We start from the raw sequence: 18,980 nt of genomic DNA, 5'->3' as shown, positions 1-18,980 counted from the left end.
TTGAACCAAAAAAAAAGCCTCGGTGATGAGACTTTTTTCTTTGGTTTATTTTTTAATATTCATCCTCGTTCCAAAGATAATCTTCGTCTGTTGGATAATCAGGCCAAATTTCTTCCATTGATTCATATATCTCTCCTTCATCTTCTATTGATTGAAGGTTTTCTACTACTTCTAATGGAGCACCAGCTCTAATGGCGTAGTCTATAAGTTCATCTTTGTTAGCAGGCCATGGCGCATCACTTAAATAAGATGCTAATTCTAATGTCCAATACATCTGTTATCTGTTTAGTTTGTGCAAAAATAAATTTTTTACTGAAAAAGACAAGTAAATTTTGATTTATTTTAATAAAATTTAAGAACGTCTTTACTAGTATTCAGTTTTCAGTGCCAGTTTTCAGTCTTAAAACTAAAATTTGCTGCTAATTACTGTATTTTTTAGTATTCAGTTTTTGGTGCTGGTTTATAGTCTGAAAACTAAAAACAGCGACTGTTTACTTTCTCGGAATCCATTTCACTTCCTCCGCTTTTAAGTCTGAGGACAACTTCCGTGCCAAGACAAAAAGGTAGTCAGAAAGTCGGTTTAAGTACATGATTGCGATTTCTGGAACGTGTTCATTATGACTTAAATGTACTGCCAAACGCTCAGCACGGCGGCATACACAACGGGCAATATGACAATATGACACAGTTTGATGGCCACCTGGTAAAACAAAATGAGTCATTTGTGGAAGACTTTCCTCCATTTTATCAATTTCGTTTTCTAATAATTCAATGTCAGAATCAATAATTCCCAGATTCTTTAATCGAAGTTCACCGTTTTTTAAAACTTCTTTTTCTGCGGGAGTGGCTAAAATGGCTCCAACAGTAAATAATCTATCCTGAATTTCGATTAAAATCGTTTTATAATGCGCATCGATTTCCTGATCGCGAATGAGTCCTATATAAGAGTTCAATTCGTCAACAGTTCCGTAACTGTCAATACGAATGTGATCTTTAGGAACGCGCGTACCTCCAAAAAGAGCTGTCGTTCCTTTGTCTCCGGTTTTTGTATATACTTTCATTTTTTTTTGATGCTAAGGTTCTGAGTTGCTAAGATTCTAAGTTTATTTTAGAATGTAGATTTCTGATTTTAGATTTAATGATGTAATCAGAAATTTAAGATTTAGAAAATAATCTAAAATCTAAAATTACTTCGTCGTGTCGCTTTCAATCAAACCATCTCGCAAACGAATTACGCGATGTGCATAAGCAGCAATATCTTCTTCGTGCGTTACCAAAATTACCGTATTTCCCTGGGCATGAATGTCACCAAACAATTTCATAATTTCTACAGAAGTTTTACTGTCTAGGTTTCCGGTAGGTTCATCGGCCAAAATAATTGATGGTTTATTGACCAAAGCGCGGGCAATCGCAACACGCTGGCGTTGTCCTCCTGATAGCTGATTGGGTTGGTGATCCATTCTGTCGGCCAGATTTACTTGTTTTAAAACTTCAATCGCGCGTTCGCTACGTTCAGATTTTGAATATCCTGCATAAATCATGGGTAATGCAACATTATCTAAAGCAGTTGTTCTGGGTAAAAGATTAAAGGTTTGAAATACAAATCCAATTTCTTTATTTCGAATTCCGGCCAATTCATCGTCTTTCATCTGGCTCACATCTTTTCCATTCAATACGTAATGTCCTGAAGTGGGCGTATCCAGACAACCTAATAAATTCATTAAAGTCGATTTTCCGGATCCCGATGGTCCCATTAAAGCTACGTATTCGCCTTTGTTGATTTCTAAATCTATACCCTTTAAGACATAGACGATTTCGTTGCCCAATACAAAATCTCGTTTGATGTTGGTTATTTTAATTAATGGATTTGCCATTTCGATTTACAATTTTGGATTTAAAAGTACAAAACACTTTTCAATAAATGGTAAGTAGCCTGAAATTGATTTTTGTTACAAAAACAGCCATTTATAAGGCTTCGCATTTTTTCGTCAAATTTTTTTAATACTATTATATTTCATTGATTTAAAAACTTGTTATATGATTGTGAAATGTTTTTACATAATTATCATATTTATTAAATTTTGTTGAATTATTTTAATTTTAAATATTAAAAAAATGATAATTATTTAAGTTTATTTAAAAATTTAACTATATTTGTTATCTAATCTTAAATAATCAAAATTATGAAAAACATACAATTATTATCGGGAGTTGCATTAATTGCATTAGCATTTACATCTTGTAAAGATGAAAAACAAGAGAAAGCTCAAAAAACAGTCGATGCTTACGTAGCTTACGTGGATTCGGTTAAAAATGTAAAAGCTGATGATTTGAAAGCCGATTGGGCAACTGTTGAGGCTGAATATGACAGAAAAGCTGCTGAAGCTCAAACTGCACTTGCAGATCTTAAAGACAATTCTGCAGCAACAGAAAAAATAAATGCAAGTAAGGTAAAATACGAAGAGTTCAAAAATGAAATGACTACCGTTCTTGCCCCTCCGGCTCCAAGCCCAAAACAACAATTAAGAAACGCCTTATTTGGTGAAGGAAAAATTGGTGATGATATGAATTTTGACTGGGTAAACGCTAAAAATATTCATAGTGTATACCAACAATTTGTACATACTGTAGAGGATAATAAAGATAAATATACTCGTGAAGACTGGGATGAAGTGAAATTGATGTATGAAGCTTTGGATAGCCGTAAAAATACAGTTGAAAAAGAAGGTCTTACATCTGAAGATAATAGAAAAATCGCAGGTTTAAAATTGAAATTTGCTCCAATGTATACTGTTAACAGAATGGGAGCAAAATCAGAAGAAAATAAAGAAGCTAAAAAATAATTAAGTATTCTTGAATTAGTACTAAAATGACAATCAGAAATGATTGTCATTTTTTTTATGCCCTAATTACAAAATGTTCTTTTTCCTGCTCGTATCTAAAAAATACAAAACCCCATTGAAAAGTATCAATGGTTACGGTGACTTTTGGGTGATTTTTGATCGCTTCCCAAGCTTCTTCCATTTCTGGAGACCAGTGAATGTCATCAAAAATCCAAACAGAATCATTGGTTATAGTGGTTAATAAAAGATCGAAATAAGCTAAAGTTGCTTTTTTTGAATGATTACCGTCAAAATATATCAGGTCAAAATTTTCAGTCTCGGTTTTCAGTCTCAGCTTGATGTCTTGCAGATAATTTTCAAATTCAGTTATTACCGAATCTACATTATTGAAATTGAATTTTTGAAATTGCAATTGACATTGATTTGCTGTTTCCGGACAGCCTTCGAGTGTAATTATTTTTGCTTTTGGATTTCCTAAGGCCAAAGCAGAAGTTGCTAAACCTAATGAAGTTCCTATTTCCAAAACGTTTTTAGGCTGAAAATAATTAGTAACTCTAAAAAGTAACTCGGCACGTCTTGAAGAGATTCCTGCTGTCTTGGCTATTTTAGATATTTGTCTTCTGTTCGATTTAAAAACTTTTGATCCCGCGCCAAAATCTGTTACATCGATAAAACTTTTATTTTTTAAAAGCGATTTTCTATAATTTTTTAGAATCGAATATTCCGGTTTTGACTTTTTATCGTAAAAACATTTCGTTAGTAAATTAAATACGAATGGCGAATGAACTCCGTGTTCGTTTTTTGAATTCCAAAGGAATTTTAAATAAGATTTTATTTGAAATAGCATAGAAATAGTTACATCTGTGTGCGAAGATAGTAAGATAATGATCAATAGTCAAAAGTGAAGAGTTTGTTGCTTTCTCTTTAAAACCTTTCCGAATTCAAAAACACTATATTTGCCAACTTTAATTTAAGCTAATAGTAATACGTTTTTTATGATGTTGAAGGAAGAAATAGAAGATACAAGTAAGATATCTTCTGAAGAAATTAATCGATGCATTGCTATTTTAGCACAATTGAATTCTAATACAGATCAGATATTTGATATTCCGAAAGAACAGCGAATTGCTTTGATCAAAGAAGCCGGAATGTTTTCGAGACCTGATAGAGATGAATTTTCCCGAAGAGTAAAAGACGGACTTCAGGCTGCCAAACGAAAAAAAGAAAAGAAAGACAAAACCGCTCGTAAAGAAACCGGAATTCGTCATGCGCGTGAAGCAAGTATTTTTGTAGCGCCGAAATTACTGGCTCTAAATGATCTTGCCCATAAAGAACAATTAGAACTCGAAACTCCAAGAAATTGCTACGTTTGTAAAACAGAATTTACTAAAATGCATCACTTCTATGATACGATGTGTACAGATTGTGGTGATTTTAATTATGCCAAACGTTTCCAGACAGCCGATGTAAAAGGGCAAGTTGCTATTATTACCGGTTCTCGTTTAAAAATTGGTTATCATATTACTTTAATGCTTTTGCGTGGAGGAGCAACTGTTATTGCTACAACCCGTTTTCCGGTCGATTCGGCTTTGCGTTTTGCGAAAGAAGAGGATTTTATGGATTGGGGACATCGCTTAAAAATTCATGGTTTAGATTTACGACATATACCAAGTGTGGAGATTTTTTGCAATTTTATTGAACAAAAATACGAACGCCTTGATATTTTAATAAATAATGCCGCCCAAACCGTGAGACGCCCAGCTGGATTTTATTCGCATTTAATGCAAAATGAAGCATTACCAATAAATGCATTGCCTAAACAAGCGCAGGAATTATTAGGAGATCATTTGAATTGTCTGGATGAATTGAAAATGCTGACAAGTGGCGCTTCATCTAATGAAAATATGCCGGTAACCTGGCACGGACCTGAACCGGGAATTGGTTTGCGTGCTTCGGCTCAATTGTCTCAAATTCCGTATTCTTTTGATAATGCATTGGTCGCTAATGAAGTTTTTCCGGAAGGAGAACTCGATGCCGATTTACAGCAAGTCGATTTACGTAAAACCAATAGTTGGCGTTTGCGTTTAGGACAAATAGAAACTACAGAAATGATCGAAGTACAATTGGTAAATTCTGTTGCGCCTTTTGTGTTATGCAACCGACTTTCGGAAGTAATGAAAAAAGATAATACAGGTAAAAAACATATTATAAATGTTTCGGCAATGGAAGGGAAGTTTCATCGCTTTTTTAAAGAAGACCGTCATCCGCATACAAATATGGCAAAAGCCGCTTTGAATATGTTAACGCATACGTCATCCGGAACTTTAGCCAAACATGGTATTTTTATGAACGCTGTTGATACCGGCTGGGTAACAGATGAAGATCCTGCCGAATTGGCCAAAAAGAAACAGGAATTAGAAGATTTTCAACCGCCATTGGATATTGTTGATGGCGCTGCACGTGTTATGGATCCTTTGTTTGACGGAATCAATACCGGAAAGCATTGGTGTGGAAAGTTTCTGAAAGATTACAACCCGATTCCTTGGTAGTTTTTAGTTTACAGTTTCGTTCTCAGTTTAAAATAAAAAAACCACAACAGAATTAAATTTTGTTGTGGTTTTTTATTAAAAGCAAATAGATTATCTGTATATATTTACACCATTATTTGCTTGCCATTGCTGTTCCAAATATTCAGCATCTTCACTATTACGTGGGTGAACGCCTAGAACTACGTGGCCATTTTTAATTCCGTCTTCATAAATTTTTGCTCTGTCTTCAGGAATTCCCGATCCTACAAGAGCTCCAATTAAACCTCCTGTAATTCCTCCAGCACCAGCACCAGCTAATCCTGCAGCGAGCGGACCTGCGATGATTAATCCTAATCCCGGAATAACCAAACTAGTTCCTAAAGCAGCAACAACACCTACAATAGCACCAATTGTTCCTCCAATTGCAGATCCTGTTCCTGCACCTTCGGCTGCTTTTGTTCCTAATTCTGAATGATCATCTTTGTCAGAATAATGTTTTTTTCTGGTTTCGTCTGACATGATAAGGTTTATTTCGTCCTTAGTATATCCTCTTTCATTTAAATTTGTGTAAGCTCTTTCGATGCTGTCACGATCTGAAAACATTCCAGTTAATACTTCGCGTTTTGTTCCATCAGGATTATGTAAATTTTCCATTTTATGTATATTTAAATTGTGAATTCATTTTCACTTTAACAAAGCTCGTAAAATAGATTAATTTAGTATTTACACAATTTTTCATAATCATTATATAATACAATTCTTATTTTTATAAAATTGATAGCACTTTTTTGGGATTATATCATCAGTCATTATTTGGATAGAAATAAGAAAGCCACAACAAAATTAATTCTGATGTGGCTTTATATGAGTTGTAAAGTTGTTGTTTTAGTTGTTAACTTTTATCAATTTAACATCAAAAATAAGTACTGCTCCTCCTGGAATTTTGTCCCTTCCACCATTTCCGTAAGCAAGTCTTGAAGGTACTAAAAGAATACCGCTTCCTCCAGTCTTGAAAAAAGGAATTCCTTCTGTCCAGCCTGGTATAACTTCATATAAGTTAAAAGAAACTCCTTCTGAATTACTTTGGTCAAATACGGTTCCGTTAGTAAATGTCCCTCTATACGCTACAGTAACGTTTGATTTTGCAGTAGGTTGAGTTCCCGTTCCCGGAACATCGATTACATAATACAAACCAGATTCTGTTCTCTGAGCATTTAGTTTATTTTTTGCAATATAATCAGTGATTTCTTTTTCGTTTTCAGCAGTATAATCTTTTTGTTCATCTTTTGAACAAGAAATAAAAAGCGTTAACGCTAATAATGAAGTTAAAAGGTATTTCATAAAATGTGGATTTTTAAGGGGGCTAATATAATAAAGTTTTCAGTCTCAGTCTCAGTTTTCAGTTTTGTTTTGAGGATATTAAATACTACATCCAAATTTATTCGGATTGTTGATCATATAATTGATAAGTTTTCCAATCTCAATATTTTTCATGTTCAGGATGTCAAATTTTTCCTGATTGATATATTCGCATGTAACTGAATATTCTAACCATACGTTAGTTTCTGAATTTTCGGCATCACTGTCAGTCAATTTACTTATAAAGTGATTTACATATCTTCTTTTTCGATATGCTTCTGCAATATTTGCTGAAACGCTTCTTGAAGAACGTCTTATCTGATCAGTTAATGAATATCTTTCTTCTTTTGGAAAATTTTTTGAAAGTTCAAAAATTTCCATCGCAAGTTCAAACGACTTTTTATAAGCCAACAATTCCTTAAAATCCATTTCTTTCTTTTTTACAAAAATAAAAAAAAAGAAAGAAAAAGATTACTTTTAAGGGAGTTGTATTTACAATATCAAACTGAAAACTGTCACTGAGACTGAAAACTAAAAAAACTATCCCTCAATTTTAGCCGAAAGCTCAAACCAGCGTTCTTCTTTCTGGTCTATTTTATTGATGATGTTTTGTAGTTCGTTTGCTTTTTTCTCGATATCGGCATCGGCAACTTTTCCGTCAGAGAATAATTGTTCGATTTTAGTTTTGTCAATTTCTAAATCTTTAATTTCTCTTTCTAGTTTTTGATATTCTTTTTGCTCGTTGAAAGTCAGGTTTCCAGTTGGATTGTTTTGTTTCCAGTCTTTCTTTTCGGCTTTGTTTTCTTCTTTTTGAGCCACATCGGCACTGTCTTCGTAGGCTCTGAAATCAGAATAGTTTCCTGGGAAATTTTCAATAACACCTTGCCCTCTAAATATGAATAGATGATCGACAATTTTATCCATAAAATAACGGTCGTGAGAAACTACTAATAAGCATCCCGGATAATCTAAAAGAAAACTTTCTAAAACGTTTAGCGTAACAATATCCAAATCGTTTGTTGGCTCATCCAGAATTAAAAAGTTAGGATTCTGAATTAAAACGGTACATAAATACAAACGTTTTAATTCTCCACCGCTTAATTTTTCTACAAAATCGTATTGTTTTTTGGCATCAAAAAGAAAACGCTCTAACAGTTGTGAAGCCGAAATCATTCTTCCTTTTGAAAGCGGAATAAATTCTCCATATTCTTTAATAATATCAATTACACGTTGTCCTGGTTTCGGATTGATTCCGGATTGTGTATAATAACCAATTTTGATCGTTTCGCCTTTTACAACACGACCACTATCTAGCGGAAGTGTTCCCGTAAGGAGATTTAAGAAGGTAGATTTTCCGGTTCCGTTTTTACCAATAATTCCAATACGTTCTCCACGTTGAAAATCAAAACTAAAGTTGTCCAGAATAACATGTTCCTTGAATTTTTTCGAAATTTTGTGAAGCTCGATAATCTTGCTTCCCATACGTTCCATATTAATTTCAAGCTCTACTTTGTTTTCACGACGACGACTTTGCGCTTTTTCTTTAATTACATAAAAATCATCCTGACGCGATTTCGATTTTGTCGTTCTCGCTTTTGGCTGACGGCGCATCCATTCTAATTCTTTTGTAAATAGATTTTTTGCTTTGTCAACGCTGGCATTTTCAGAGTTAATTCTCTCTTCTTTTTTCTCTAAGTAATACGAGTAATTTCCTTTGTATTGGTATAATTTTCCGTTGTCCAATTCAATGATTTCGTTACAAACACGTTCCAGGAAGAAACGGTCGTGCGTAACCATAAACAACGTAATATTTTCTTTGGCAAAATAACTTTCAAGCCATTCGATCATTTCAAGATCAAGGTGGTTGGTAGGCTCATCCAGAATCAATAAATCAGGGCGATTGATTAGGATAATCGCCAATGAAAGACGTTTTTTTTGTCCACCCGAAAGATTTTTTACTTTCAATTTAAAATCTTCCAGTTTTAGTTTGAAAAGAATTTGTTTGTATTGCGTTTCAAAATCCCAAGCATTATGCTGGTCCATTCCGTCAAAAGCTTTTTGATACGCTTCTTCGTCATCCGGATTTTCAAGTGCTTTTTCGTATTTTTCAATTACTTTTAAAGTCTCATTATCTGAGGCGAAAATACTTTCTTCGATAGTCAGTTCTTCCTGCAAATTGTTGTTTTGCGATAAAAAAGCCATTTTAATACCTTTTCTTAAAACTACCTGACCAGTATCTGGTTCGTCTAAACCATTAATAATGCTCATAATGGTTGTTTTTCCAGAACCATTTTTGGCAATAAAAGCAATTTTTTGGTCTTTATTGATTCCAAATGAAATGTTGTCAAAAAGCGTTTTTTCGCCAAATGACTTCGATATATTTTCTACAGATAAGTAATTCACTATAAACTAGGTGTTATAAATTATAAGTTAAGAATGTTTTGCAAAACATAACTTTTTTGCAAAAGTAAACTTTTATATCGCTATTTGCGAATTATTTATGGAGATAGGAATTTAGAACAGGACTTAAATCAATGCGATGAATTTGCTGTGGAACATTAATAATAGGTTTTCGAACCAAAGATTCATTGGTTAAGTAATAATGCAAGCTATCTTGAGTCGCGATTCCTTCTATCTGAAGAATGGGAAATTTTAAAGTAATCCTGCGTTTGTTCCCGGATAAAAAATCATTGTTTTTATAATCATATAAAAGATATAAAAAAGGTTTTCCAATTTTAGAATAGCCACAAAGTACAACGAGTTTTTTTGATTCTAAATAAGTTGCGCCGGTAACCAAACCTTTAGTGTCAAGCGTATGTTTTAGTTGTGCAACGTGATTGCCTGATTGGTTGGGTAAAACATATATATTGGTTTTAGAAGAGCGCCATTCTTTGGTGAACAAATAGATACTGTCTTTTGAAACGATAAAGGCTTCACAATCAAAATTGGTAGTATTTGGTTTTTTAGCAGATAAATCAGTTTGATCAGCATATCGAAAGGAAATGCTTTCAATGCTTGGATTTCCTTCTAAAAAAGATTTTTTTTCAATTTTTAAAATATTCAAATCTGTTCTGCTTCCCGAAGCGTTATTTCCGAAATCACCAATATATAAATGAGTACTGTCCTGAGAAATCTCTTCCCAATCATGGTTTACTACCTTATCTAATACAATCTTATTCCTGATTTTGCCCAAAGAATCTAATCCGTAGATCGTTTTGTCGTGATCGTCATTATGTGTCCATAATAAATTGTCGAAAGCAATTAGTCCGGAAGTTTCCTTAAGCGAATCGCTAAGTCTAACAGAGTAGTCCGCTTTTATTTTAAAATTTTTGTACAAGCAGCTTCCATCATTTACTGTTGCGTCCGGATTATAGTTTTTAGAAAGAGGATCTGTGCAACCTCGAATTTGAGCATAACCCGATGAGAAAATCAGGAAAAAAAAGAAAATCGTTTTTATCATGGCTGCAATATTAAATTTGCATAACATAAAAGTAAAGTTTTAAAGAATAGCTTTAAAATACTGTTGAAAAATATAATTAAAATGGTATTTTGCGGTGCTGATTAATCAGATTTTTATTTAATATTTGTAAGTATAATTCCCTAGTATGAAAATTTTACAAAGATTGTCACATTACCGTTTTTCACGCTATTTTAAACTTTTGTTTGTGGCTGTGGATGTGGTGTTGTTAAATATGGCTACAGTACTTTCTGCGTTGGCCAGATTTGGCAGTTTAGACAAGCTTTTATCCAAAGAAGAAAGAACAGTGGCATTGTTGGCAATTTTAATCTGGGTAGGACTATTACTTCAAAACGATTCCAGCAGAAGTATAAGGGTCGAACCTATAGAATCTATATTGGTGAGAACCATAAAAAAGTTAATCATTCATGCCGCTTTAATCTCAATTTTTGTTGTTTACTTAAACTATACAGATATTTCAAGATTGAGATTGTGTTATTTTTATCTGTTTTTCTTCGTATTGTTGATGGTCTGTCGATATTTATCAATGAAGCTTTTAAAATATATTCGGGCAAAAGGGTATAATTTTAAAACTTTTATTGTGGTGGGAGCCAATCCCTCAGGAGAAAAAATCCGCAAAATACTCGCCAGGGATTTAACATATGGATATCGCTTCTTAGGTTTTTTTGATGAAAAAATAGATACAGCAATTGTAAATCCCACTGCGGTTTTAGGAGGTTTTAAGGCAATTCAGGAATTCGTTATCGAAAAAAAAGTCGATGAAATGTATGTGGCTTTGCATATTGATAATATTGAAGTAATCAACGAACTAACGCGCATCTGCGAACAAAACATGGTACGGATTAAGTTTATTCCTGATTTTCAGCTGTACACAAAATCAAGCAAAGTCGAGGTTTCTTTTTATGAAAACACTCCTGTATTAATGTTCAGGACAGAACCTTTAGAATTTCCTGTAAACAGGCTCATAAAAAAAGTATTCGATATTTGTTTTGCGGCTTTTGTCATTTTATTGGTTTTTCCGTGGCTGTTTCCAATTATAATGCTGATTATTAAAATAGAATCGCCGGGACCAATCTTTTTTAAGCAACAACGTTCAGGGCGTGACAATAGGTCTTTTATGTGTTTGAAATTCAGAAGTATGTATGTTAATGGTCTGGCACATAGAAAACAAGCCGAAAAAGGAGATAGCCGTATTACTAAATTTGGTTCTTTTATTCGTAAGACAAGTATAGATGAACTGCCACAGTTTTTTAATGTTTTATGGGGAGATATGTCTGTTGTAGGACCAAGACCGCACATGGTAAATCTGGCAAAAGAGTACAGTGATTTAATCAATAATTATCTGGTGCGACAATATGCTAAACCCGGAATTACAGGCTGGGCACAGGTGAATGGTTTTCGCGGCGAGACAAAAATATTAAGCGATATGGAAAACAGAGTGGAATATGATATTTGGTACATCGAAAATTGGAGCTTATTACTCGATATAAAAATTATCATCAAAACAATCATCAATATATTCAAAGGCGAAGAGAACGCCTATTAATTAAAGTTTAAAAAACTGATTGTTATTGATCACTTCTTTTAGATTCGAAATACTGTCAATTTTTATTTTTTGCCCCAATGAAGCAACGTGTTTCATATGATGCACATCAGTTCCTGCAAAGTCGTACATTCCTTTTTTAAGGAGCTCTTCTGCGATTTTGGTTATTCTTTCTCCATAATAACCTACTGTAGACAGCAAATTGAGCTGAAATAAACATCCCGCTTTTTTTAGTTTTTCATATTCACCAAAGTCTTTTCGGTAATATAAATAACGCTCCGGATGTGCCAGAACCGGAATATATCCTGCAACCTGCAATTCAAAAATTGTCTTGTATAATTGTACTGGAGCTCTTTGGTACGATATTTCAACCAATACATAGTTGTCTTTTAAGGTGAGCAATTTTTCGGTTTTAAAATGACTTTCAAACCAATCATCCATAAAATATTCGGCAGCAGCCTGAAAAGGAATTTTGATATTATTTTCTTTTAAAAACAATGCTGTTTCCTTATGTTTTACAGTAATAGTTTCCGAAGAATTAGTATAAATATAATGACTTATATGAGGGGTAGTAATAATGTGGGATATTCCAATTTCCTGAAATGCAGTGATAAGTTTTGTTGTGTCAGTTATGTTTTTTGCACCATCATCAATTCCCGGTATTAAATGAGAATGAATATCAACGTAATTATTCGAAAGAAGATCTTTAAGAAACGGTTTTGATTTTAAAAAGGATAGCATGTTGCAAAAGTATGTAAATGAGAATAATTTGTGAGGGTTAAATTTTTAATGTAACAAATGTAACCGAACATTTTAGAATTATATTATATTTGAGATTGCTATAAACCTACTTTTTTATGAAAATTAAAGAAAATCTATACAATCAAAGGATTATTTCTATTGATGCTTTACGTGGAATTACAATATTTGTTATGATTTTCGTAAATGAGCTGGCCAGTATTTCAAATGTTCCGCAATGGATGAAACACATGCCGGCTGATGCTGATGCCATGACTTTTGTAGATGTTGTTTTTCCTGCTTTTTTATTTATTGTAGGAATGTCTGTTCCTTTTGCTTTTAACGCCCGATTACTCAAAAGAGATAGTGCCAAAACAATCTGGACGCATACTTTAAAAAGGGCTTTAGCTTTAATTATCATTGGTGTTTTTATGGTGAATGCAGAGTATGGCTATGATGCTTCAAAAATGATTATCGCGCCAGTTTTCTGGGGACTTTTAGCTTATGCAATGCCAATCCCGGTCTGGAATAAATATGGTAAAGATTTTCCGGTTTGGTTACAAAATACATTGCAATATGGCGGAATGTTAGTTTTGGTTGCGTTGTATTTTTTATATGTTCGGGATACGGGCGAAATAGGAATGACGCCAAAATGGTGGGGTATTTTGGGCTTAATAGGTTGGGCGTATTTGTTTACAGTAATTTATTATTGGCTGGTTTCAGGAAAATTATGGGCAATGATTGCCTTCTTAATTGTTTGTGTAGCAGCAAATACAATCAATTTAACCGAAGGATCTTTTATACAACAAACGTCCTGGTTGAGTTTTATTGCCGGACATTTAACCCACGCCGCATTAGTTGCTGCAGGAGTAATAATTTCGTTATTGTTTTTTGACCGAAAAGTAGCTGCCAAAATCAACTGGGCAGTAATAGGTTTTGCCGTTTTATTTTTTGTAACAGGATATTTGTTAAGACCTTATTTTGGAATTTCAAAAATAAAAGGAACGCCATCCTGGACGATGTTTTCTGCGGCAATCTGTACCGTATTGTTCTATTTTCTGTACTGGTTAATGGAGATTAAAAAGATCACCAAATGGAGTAATTTCTTTATGCCTGCAGCAGCAAATCCTTTACTGATTTATATTTTACCCGGCGTAATTTATTATTTCTGCAAAGCTTTTAATATTCATATTATTCCGGGATACTTTCGCGAAGGAGTTCCGGGAATTCTCTGGGCGTTGGTATTTTCGACAATTATGCTGTTTGTGATGAAATTATGTAATAAGTATAAAATTCAATTGCATTTATAGTAAAGATTTAACCGCAAAATTTTGTTAAGTTTTGGAAATGAGAATTTAACCGCAAAGGGCGCTAAGATTTACGCAAAGTTCGCAAAGTTTTTTTAAAGCTGGATTTTAATATGTTCGCAAAGTTGCGAAGACGCAAATTTTGTTTTTTTAGAATTGCAATTTAAGAAATCATCTTAATCTTGATAATCAGTGGCAAAACATAACCGTTCGCAAAGCTATTAAACGCAAAGCTTTGCGAACTTAGTTTCTGTTAGGATTTTCTCTCTTTTATTATTTATAAAATAGCTGCATTTTTAAAATTAATTTTAAATTTGTAAGAACTTGTTTCTTAAAGTTTTATGAAATGAAAAATCTAAAATCTCTTACAGTTTTATTTCTCTTTTTCCTGATGCCTTTTTGTTATTCGCAAAATGATTCTATCGCGAAAAGCAAAAAAGATATTTTAGATGTTTTGTATCAGCTCTTTCATAAAAATGATTCGCTTCGCATAAATGCCGATAAAAAAGTAGCCTTTTCTCTGCTTCCTGTTCCTATAGATGCAAATAAAAGTGCCGGATTAGTAGTTTCATTTTTAACGACTTTTTATCTTGGAGACAGTAATACAACGAGAATGTCTCAGGTTACTTTTTCGCCTTATTTTAGTTTTACCAAACAATATGTTTTTCCTGTTCAATCCTATATTTATACCAAAAACAACAACTGGAATTTTATTGGAGATTATCGTTTTATGATTTATCCGCAGGATACTTACGGATTAGGCGGCCATAATACAGACAAAGAAATGTCGACTCTGGATTATCAGCAATGGCGTTTTTATCAATTTGCAACCCGAAAAATTATTGGAGATTTTCGGCTGGGTTTAGGATTGTTGTATGATAATTATCAAAATATTTCTGAAGATTCTTATGTGGATGATCAAACCGATTATGTGAAATATATGGACGGCGATTTCTCTGATGAAACTTCTTTTGGTGTTGCCATTCAGGGATTGTACGATTCGAGAAAAAACAACGTAAATCCGGAACAGGGTTTGTATGTCGAAGCAGATTATAGAATGAATACCAGTGGAGTAGATGGGCAAAAATGGAAATCGATCTATTTTGATGCCCGAAAATACCATTCTTTTAGTAAATACAAACACAGAGTTCTTGCTTACAGAGCTTTTTATTGGTCGACCTTTGGCGGAAAACCACATTATCTCGACTTGCCAAGTATTGGCTGGGACCGCGACGGGAAAACAGGCCGAGGTTTTACCAGAAACAGATTCCGCAGTAATGCATTGCTTTATTTTGAAAGCGAATATCGAACCGATATTTCTAAAAACGGATTTTGGGGCGCTGTATTTTTCGCCAATCTTTCTTCGGTTTCAAAATTGGATACTTATGATTTTAAGAAATGGAATCCCGCTATTGGTACAGGTTTGCGCATTAAATGGAACAAAAAAAATAATAGTAATCTGGTGCTTGATTTTGGTGTTAGTAAAAACGATTGGTCATTGCGATTGGGTTTGGCCGAAAATTTCTAACTTTCCCAAAAATCAATTCCCTCGTTTTTCATGCAATTATCGGTAATTATTCTTAATTATAATGTTCGTTACTTTCTGGAACAATGTGTTTTAAGTGTTCAGGAAGCACTTTCTAAACTTGATGCCGAAATTATTGTAGTCGATAATAATTCGTCTGATGAGAGTTGTTTGATGATGAAAAGTAAATTTCCTGATGTAAAATTAATTGAGAATGATGCGAATTTTGGTTTTCCAAAAGGAAATAATATCGGGGTTGAGCAAGCTTCGGGAAAATACATTTGCATTTTAAATCCGGATACCGTTGTTGCAGGGGATACCTTTATAAAGATTTTGGCTTTCGCCGAAAGGCAAATCAATCTCGGAATCGTAGGTTGTAAATTAATTGACGGAACGGGAAATTTTCTGCCGGAAAGCAAACGCGGCATTCCAACGCCCTGGGTGGCTTTTACAAAAGTTTTTGGCTTATATAAAGTTTTTCCAAAATGGAAACTCTTTAACCAATATTATGCCCAGTATTTACGAAAAAACGAAACTGGAAAAGTAGATATCCTTGTTGGGGCTTTTATGTTTATGCAACGAGATTTATATAGAGAACTTGGCGGTTTTGATGAAAAATGTTTTATGTATGCTGATGATATCGATTTGTCGTATAGGGTGTTAAAGCAACAAAAATCAAATTTCTACTTTCACGAAACAACTGTTTTGCACTATAAAGGCGAAAGTACGGTAAAAGACGAAAAATACATGCAACGGTTTCAGGAAGCGATGAATTTCTTTTATCAAAAGCATTTTAAGAAATCCTGGTTTTTTGAATTTTTTATCCAAATTGGTATTTGGTTTTTCTCTTTTATCAAAATGTTTCAGGGAAAAACCAAGCCAAAACTATTGCCTGAAAGTATCATTTTTTACTCTTCAAATAAAAATTTGTCTGAAAAATTACCTTCTATTTTAAAAAATAAAGTGCGGTTTTTAGATTTAAAAAAAGAAAAAATGGTAAATTCGTCCCTGATTTTTAAGGGTAAAAAGGTGGAGATTATTTTGGATAATCAGTATGTTTCATTCAAAAAATGTATCAAAATCATAAAAACTCTTAAGGATAAGAACGTTACTTTTAAGATTTTCCCCAAAAACACAAATTTTATTATTGGGAGTAATTCCCGAAATGACAGAGGGCAAATTATAAAAATTGAGTAAAAAATTAAATTAAGTGTAATTTATATTTAAAATATTCAGTAATTTCGCAATCAGAAAATCAAAATCATCCTTTAGATTAACAATATGGCAAGATTTGAATTAAAACTTCCTAAAATGGGAGAGAGTGTCGCTGAAGCAACTATTACCAACTGGTTGAAAGAAGTGGGAGACAAAATTGAAGCTGACGAAGCAGTACTGGAAATTGCAACTGATAAAGTTGACAGTGAAGTGCCAAGTGAAGTTTCAGGAATTTTGGTTGAACAATTGTTTGGTAAAGACGATTTGGTTCAGGTAGGACAAACCATTGCGATTATTGAAACTGAAGGCGATGCTCCGGCTGTAAAAGCAGTTGAAGAACAAGCCTTTGCTGCCGAAGTTGCAGAAATTGAAAACACAATCGAAACAGTTAAAGATACCTTCACTACTCCTAAGGATTTTACAGCGTCAGATAAATTCTTTTCTCCATTAGTAAAAAATATTGCAAAAGAAGAAGGGATTTCTATTGCTGAATTGGAAAGTATTGCAGGTTCAGGAAAAGATGGCCGTGTAACAAAAGAAGATATTTTAAAATATATTGAAAACCGCAAATCAGGTGTTGAAACACCAAAAGCAGTTGTAGAAGCTCCAAAAGCAACACAGCCAGTAGCAGCTCCGGTTCAAAAAAGTCAACAAGCGGTTCCGGTTTCTGTAAATGGAGGTGACGAAATCATCGAAATGGACAGAATGCGTAAATTGATTTCAGGATACATGACGGCTTCGGTGCAAACTTCGGCTCACGTACAATCTTTTATTGAAGTTGATGTAACGAATATTGTAAAATGGAGAGAAAAAGTAAAAACGGCTTTCGAAAAGAGAGAAGGCGAGAAGCTGACTTTTACCCCAATTATGATGGAAGCGGTTGCAAAAGCATTAAAAGATTTCCCGGGAATGAATATTTCTGTAGATGGTGATTATATCATCAAAAAGAAAAATATAAACTTAGGAATGGCTGCGGCTTTACCAAATGGAAATTTAATTGTTCCGGTAATTAAAAATGCAGATCAGTTGAATCTGGTTGGAATGGCAAAAGCGGTTAATGATTTAGGAAACCGTGCAAAAGCAGGAAAACTAAAACCAGACGATACACAAGGCGGAACTTACACTGTAACGAATGTGGGAACCTTTGGTAGTGTCTTTGGTACGCCAATTATCAATCAGCCACAAGTGGGAATTCTTGCTCTTGGTGCAATTCGTAAAGTGCCTGCGGTTATCGAAACTCCTGAAGGTGATTTTATAGGAATTCGTCAAAAAATGTTCTTATCACACTCTTACGATCACAGAGTTGTAGATGGAGCTTTGGGTGGAAGTTTTGTAAAAAGAGTAGCTGAATATTTAGAAGCTTTTGATGTAGACAGAGATTATTAAAATCATATAAAAGTAAATTCAAGCCCGGAAAATTTTAATGATTTTCCGGGTTTTTTGTTTTGTAAGAAAAGGTTAAGAAATGAAGAATGCTATTCTCCAAGAATGAATTTAAAAGTTAAAATCATAAAATTGAGTTGATTTTTGTTTAAAAAAATCAAGAATAAAAGAGGAAATTCGGCTTTAAAAATTACATTTGTAATCTTATAAAATTAAAAAATGGAACTGAAACTCAACAAACCAATTTGCTTTTTTGATCTTGAAACAACCGGAATTGATATTGGTAAAGATCGAATCGTAGAAATTTCGATATTCAAAGTTTTTCCAAACGGAAATAAAGAAAGTAAAACCTGGTTGGTGAATCCAACAATTCCAATTCCGCCGCAAACAACCGCCGTTCACGGTATCACCGATGAAAAAGTTGCCAACGAACCTACTTTTAATGAATTGGCAGCGCAAATTCATAATATGATTAAGGATAGTGATTTGGGAGGTTTTAATTCAGATCGTTTTGATATTCCGCTTTTGGCTGAAGAATTACTTCGTGCCGGAGTAGATTTTGATATGAAAAATAAAGTGTCGGTAGATGTGCAGACTATTTTTCATAAAATGGAAGAACGTACACTAAGTGCTGCACTAAAATTTTACTGCGGAAAAAGTTTAGAAAACGCGCATTCTGCAGAAGCAGATACAATGGCAACCTATGAAATTTTAAAAGCACAACTAGATCGTTACCCTGATTTAGAGAATGACATGAAATCATTGTCTGAATTTACAACCCGTAAAAAAATCGCCGATTTTGCAGGAATGATTGCTTTTGATAAAGACAACGAAGAAATCTTTACATTCGGAAAACACAAAGGAGCCAAGGTTGATAAAATTCTTGAAACAGAACCAGGATATTTCAGCTGGATTCAAAATGCTGATTTTCCATTGTATACTAAAAAGGTTTTAACAGCAATTAAATTAAGAAAGTTAAATACTAAATAAGGTACTAAGTCACTAAGGTTCTGAGATGCTAAATTTTTTGCATTTTTCTTAGAACCTTCGCGACTTGGTAT

General features: G+C 33.7%; 18 protein-coding genes. 8 read left to right on the top strand and 10 right to left on the bottom strand.

The features are described from left to right. Positions 1-52: 52 nt before the first annotated feature. The 3 genes from B0M43_RS24020 to B0M43_RS24010 all read right to left on the bottom strand — a co-directional run bounded on the left by B0M43_RS24020 (position 53) and on the right by B0M43_RS24010 (position 1,874). Positions 53-274: a DUF2795 domain-containing protein gene (locus B0M43_RS24020; protein WP_007138072.1), complete on the bottom strand. Its 222-nt coding sequence runs from the start codon at positions 272-274 to the stop codon at positions 53-55. Positions 275-491: 217 nt separating this feature from the next. Continuing rightward, a complete protein-coding gene (locus B0M43_RS24015; RefSeq protein ID WP_065451291.1) occupies positions 492-1,061 on the bottom strand; it encodes a cob(I)yrinic acid a,c-diamide adenosyltransferase in 570 nt (189 codons plus the stop codon). 126 nt (positions 1,062-1,187) lie between these two features. Further along, positions 1,188-1,874, bottom strand: a complete 687-nt coding sequence (locus B0M43_RS24010) for an ABC transporter ATP-binding protein (RefSeq protein WP_065451292.1) — start codon at positions 1,872-1,874, stop codon at positions 1,188-1,190. 309 nt (positions 1,875-2,183) lie between these two features. Here B0M43_RS24010 and B0M43_RS24005 point away from each other — a divergent pair, with 309 nt between their 5' ends. Further along, on the top strand, positions 2,184-2,843 hold the full coding sequence (locus tag B0M43_RS24005) for a DUF6565 domain-containing protein (protein WP_065451293.1): 660 nt from the start codon (positions 2,184-2,186) through the stop codon (positions 2,841-2,843). Positions 2,844-2,898: 55 nt separating this feature from the next. Here the strand turns inward: B0M43_RS24005 and B0M43_RS24000 are convergent, their stop codons facing one another. Continuing rightward, a complete protein-coding gene (locus B0M43_RS24000) occupies positions 2,899-3,690 on the bottom strand; it encodes an O-methyltransferase (RefSeq protein ID WP_078005701.1) in 792 nt (263 codons plus the stop codon). A 151-nt stretch (positions 3,691-3,841) separates the two neighbouring features. Here B0M43_RS24000 and B0M43_RS23995 point away from each other — a divergent pair, with 151 nt between their 5' ends. Then, positions 3,842-5,392 (top strand): SDR family NAD(P)-dependent oxidoreductase, encoded by a 1,551-nt coding sequence (locus tag B0M43_RS23995; RefSeq protein WP_078006146.1) that lies wholly within the window; start codon positions 3,842-3,844, stop codon positions 5,390-5,392. Positions 5,393-5,482: 90 nt separating this feature from the next. On the opposite strand, the gene B0M43_RS23990 is transcribed toward B0M43_RS23995, so the two are convergent. The 5 genes from B0M43_RS23990 to B0M43_RS23970 all read right to left on the bottom strand — a co-directional run bounded on the left by B0M43_RS23990 (position 5,483) and on the right by B0M43_RS23970 (position 10,217). Continuing rightward, positions 5,483-6,025, bottom strand: coding sequence for a DUF456 domain-containing protein (locus tag B0M43_RS23990; RefSeq protein ID WP_065451295.1), 543 nt, complete (start codon positions 6,023-6,025; stop codon positions 5,483-5,485). A 231-nt stretch (positions 6,026-6,256) separates the two neighbouring features. After that, complete coding sequence (locus B0M43_RS23985; RefSeq protein ID WP_078005700.1) at positions 6,257-6,712, bottom strand: FKBP-type peptidyl-prolyl cis-trans isomerase; 456 nt, start codon at positions 6,710-6,712, stop codon at positions 6,257-6,259. Between the two features lie 78 nt (positions 6,713-6,790). Next, on the bottom strand, positions 6,791-7,159 hold the full coding sequence (locus tag B0M43_RS23980; protein WP_078005699.1) for a four helix bundle protein: 369 nt from the start codon (positions 7,157-7,159) through the stop codon (positions 6,791-6,793). Positions 7,160-7,270: 111 nt separating this feature from the next. Further along, positions 7,271-9,133, bottom strand: coding sequence for an ABC-F family ATP-binding cassette domain-containing protein (locus B0M43_RS23975; RefSeq protein WP_065451296.1), 1,863 nt, complete (start codon positions 9,131-9,133; stop codon positions 7,271-7,273). Between the two features lie 91 nt (positions 9,134-9,224). Beyond that, positions 9,225-10,217 carry a T9SS C-terminal target domain-containing protein gene (locus B0M43_RS23970; RefSeq protein ID WP_371295974.1) on the bottom strand — a complete coding sequence of 331 codons (993 nt, stop codon included), beginning with the start codon at positions 10,215-10,217 and terminating at the stop codon, positions 9,225-9,227. Between the two features lie 118 nt (positions 10,218-10,335). On the opposite strand from B0M43_RS23970, the gene B0M43_RS23965 reads away from it, so the two are divergent. Then, complete coding sequence (locus tag B0M43_RS23965; RefSeq protein WP_078005698.1) at positions 10,336-11,754, top strand: undecaprenyl-phosphate glucose phosphotransferase; 1,419 nt, start codon at positions 10,336-10,338, stop codon at positions 11,752-11,754. Here the strand turns inward: B0M43_RS23965 and B0M43_RS23960 are convergent, their stop codons facing one another. Continuing rightward, a complete protein-coding gene (locus B0M43_RS23960) occupies positions 11,755-12,492 on the bottom strand; it encodes a tyrosine-protein phosphatase (protein WP_078005697.1) in 738 nt (245 codons plus the stop codon). Between the two features lie 116 nt (positions 12,493-12,608). On the opposite strand from B0M43_RS23960, the gene B0M43_RS23955 reads away from it, so the two are divergent. From B0M43_RS23955 to B0M43_RS23935, 5 genes are all read left to right on the top strand, one after another. Further along, positions 12,609-13,799 (top strand): DUF5009 domain-containing protein, encoded by a 1,191-nt coding sequence (locus B0M43_RS23955; RefSeq protein ID WP_078005696.1) that lies wholly within the window; start codon positions 12,609-12,611, stop codon positions 13,797-13,799. A gap of 343 nt (positions 13,800-14,142) precedes the next feature. Continuing rightward, the gene (locus tag B0M43_RS23950; RefSeq protein ID WP_246860172.1) at positions 14,143-15,324 is read left to right on the top strand and encodes a hypothetical protein; all 1,182 of its coding nucleotides are present in this window, start codon (positions 14,143-14,145) and stop codon (positions 15,322-15,324) included. A 30-nt stretch (positions 15,325-15,354) separates the two neighbouring features. Then, positions 15,355-16,518: a glycosyltransferase family 2 protein gene (locus B0M43_RS23945; RefSeq protein WP_078005695.1), complete on the top strand. Its 1,164-nt coding sequence runs from the start codon at positions 15,355-15,357 to the stop codon at positions 16,516-16,518. An 84-nt stretch (positions 16,519-16,602) separates the two neighbouring features. After that, positions 16,603-17,922 (top strand): dihydrolipoamide acetyltransferase family protein, encoded by a 1,320-nt coding sequence (locus B0M43_RS23940; protein ID WP_078005694.1) that lies wholly within the window; start codon positions 16,603-16,605, stop codon positions 17,920-17,922. A gap of 216 nt (positions 17,923-18,138) precedes the next feature. Beyond that, entirely contained in the window at positions 18,139-18,909 is a 771-nt protein-coding gene (locus B0M43_RS23935) for a 3'-5' exonuclease (RefSeq protein WP_065451302.1), read from the top strand. Positions 18,910-18,980 lie beyond the last annotated feature (71 nt).

It is taken from the genome of Flavobacterium sp. KBS0721 (assembly GCF_002007065.3).
Classification (GTDB): domain Bacteria; phylum Bacteroidota; class Bacteroidia; order Flavobacteriales; family Flavobacteriaceae; genus Flavobacterium; species Flavobacterium piscis.
The sequence above is the reverse complement of the archived record's forward strand: the minus strand, read 5'-3'. Positions and strand labels throughout refer to the sequence as shown.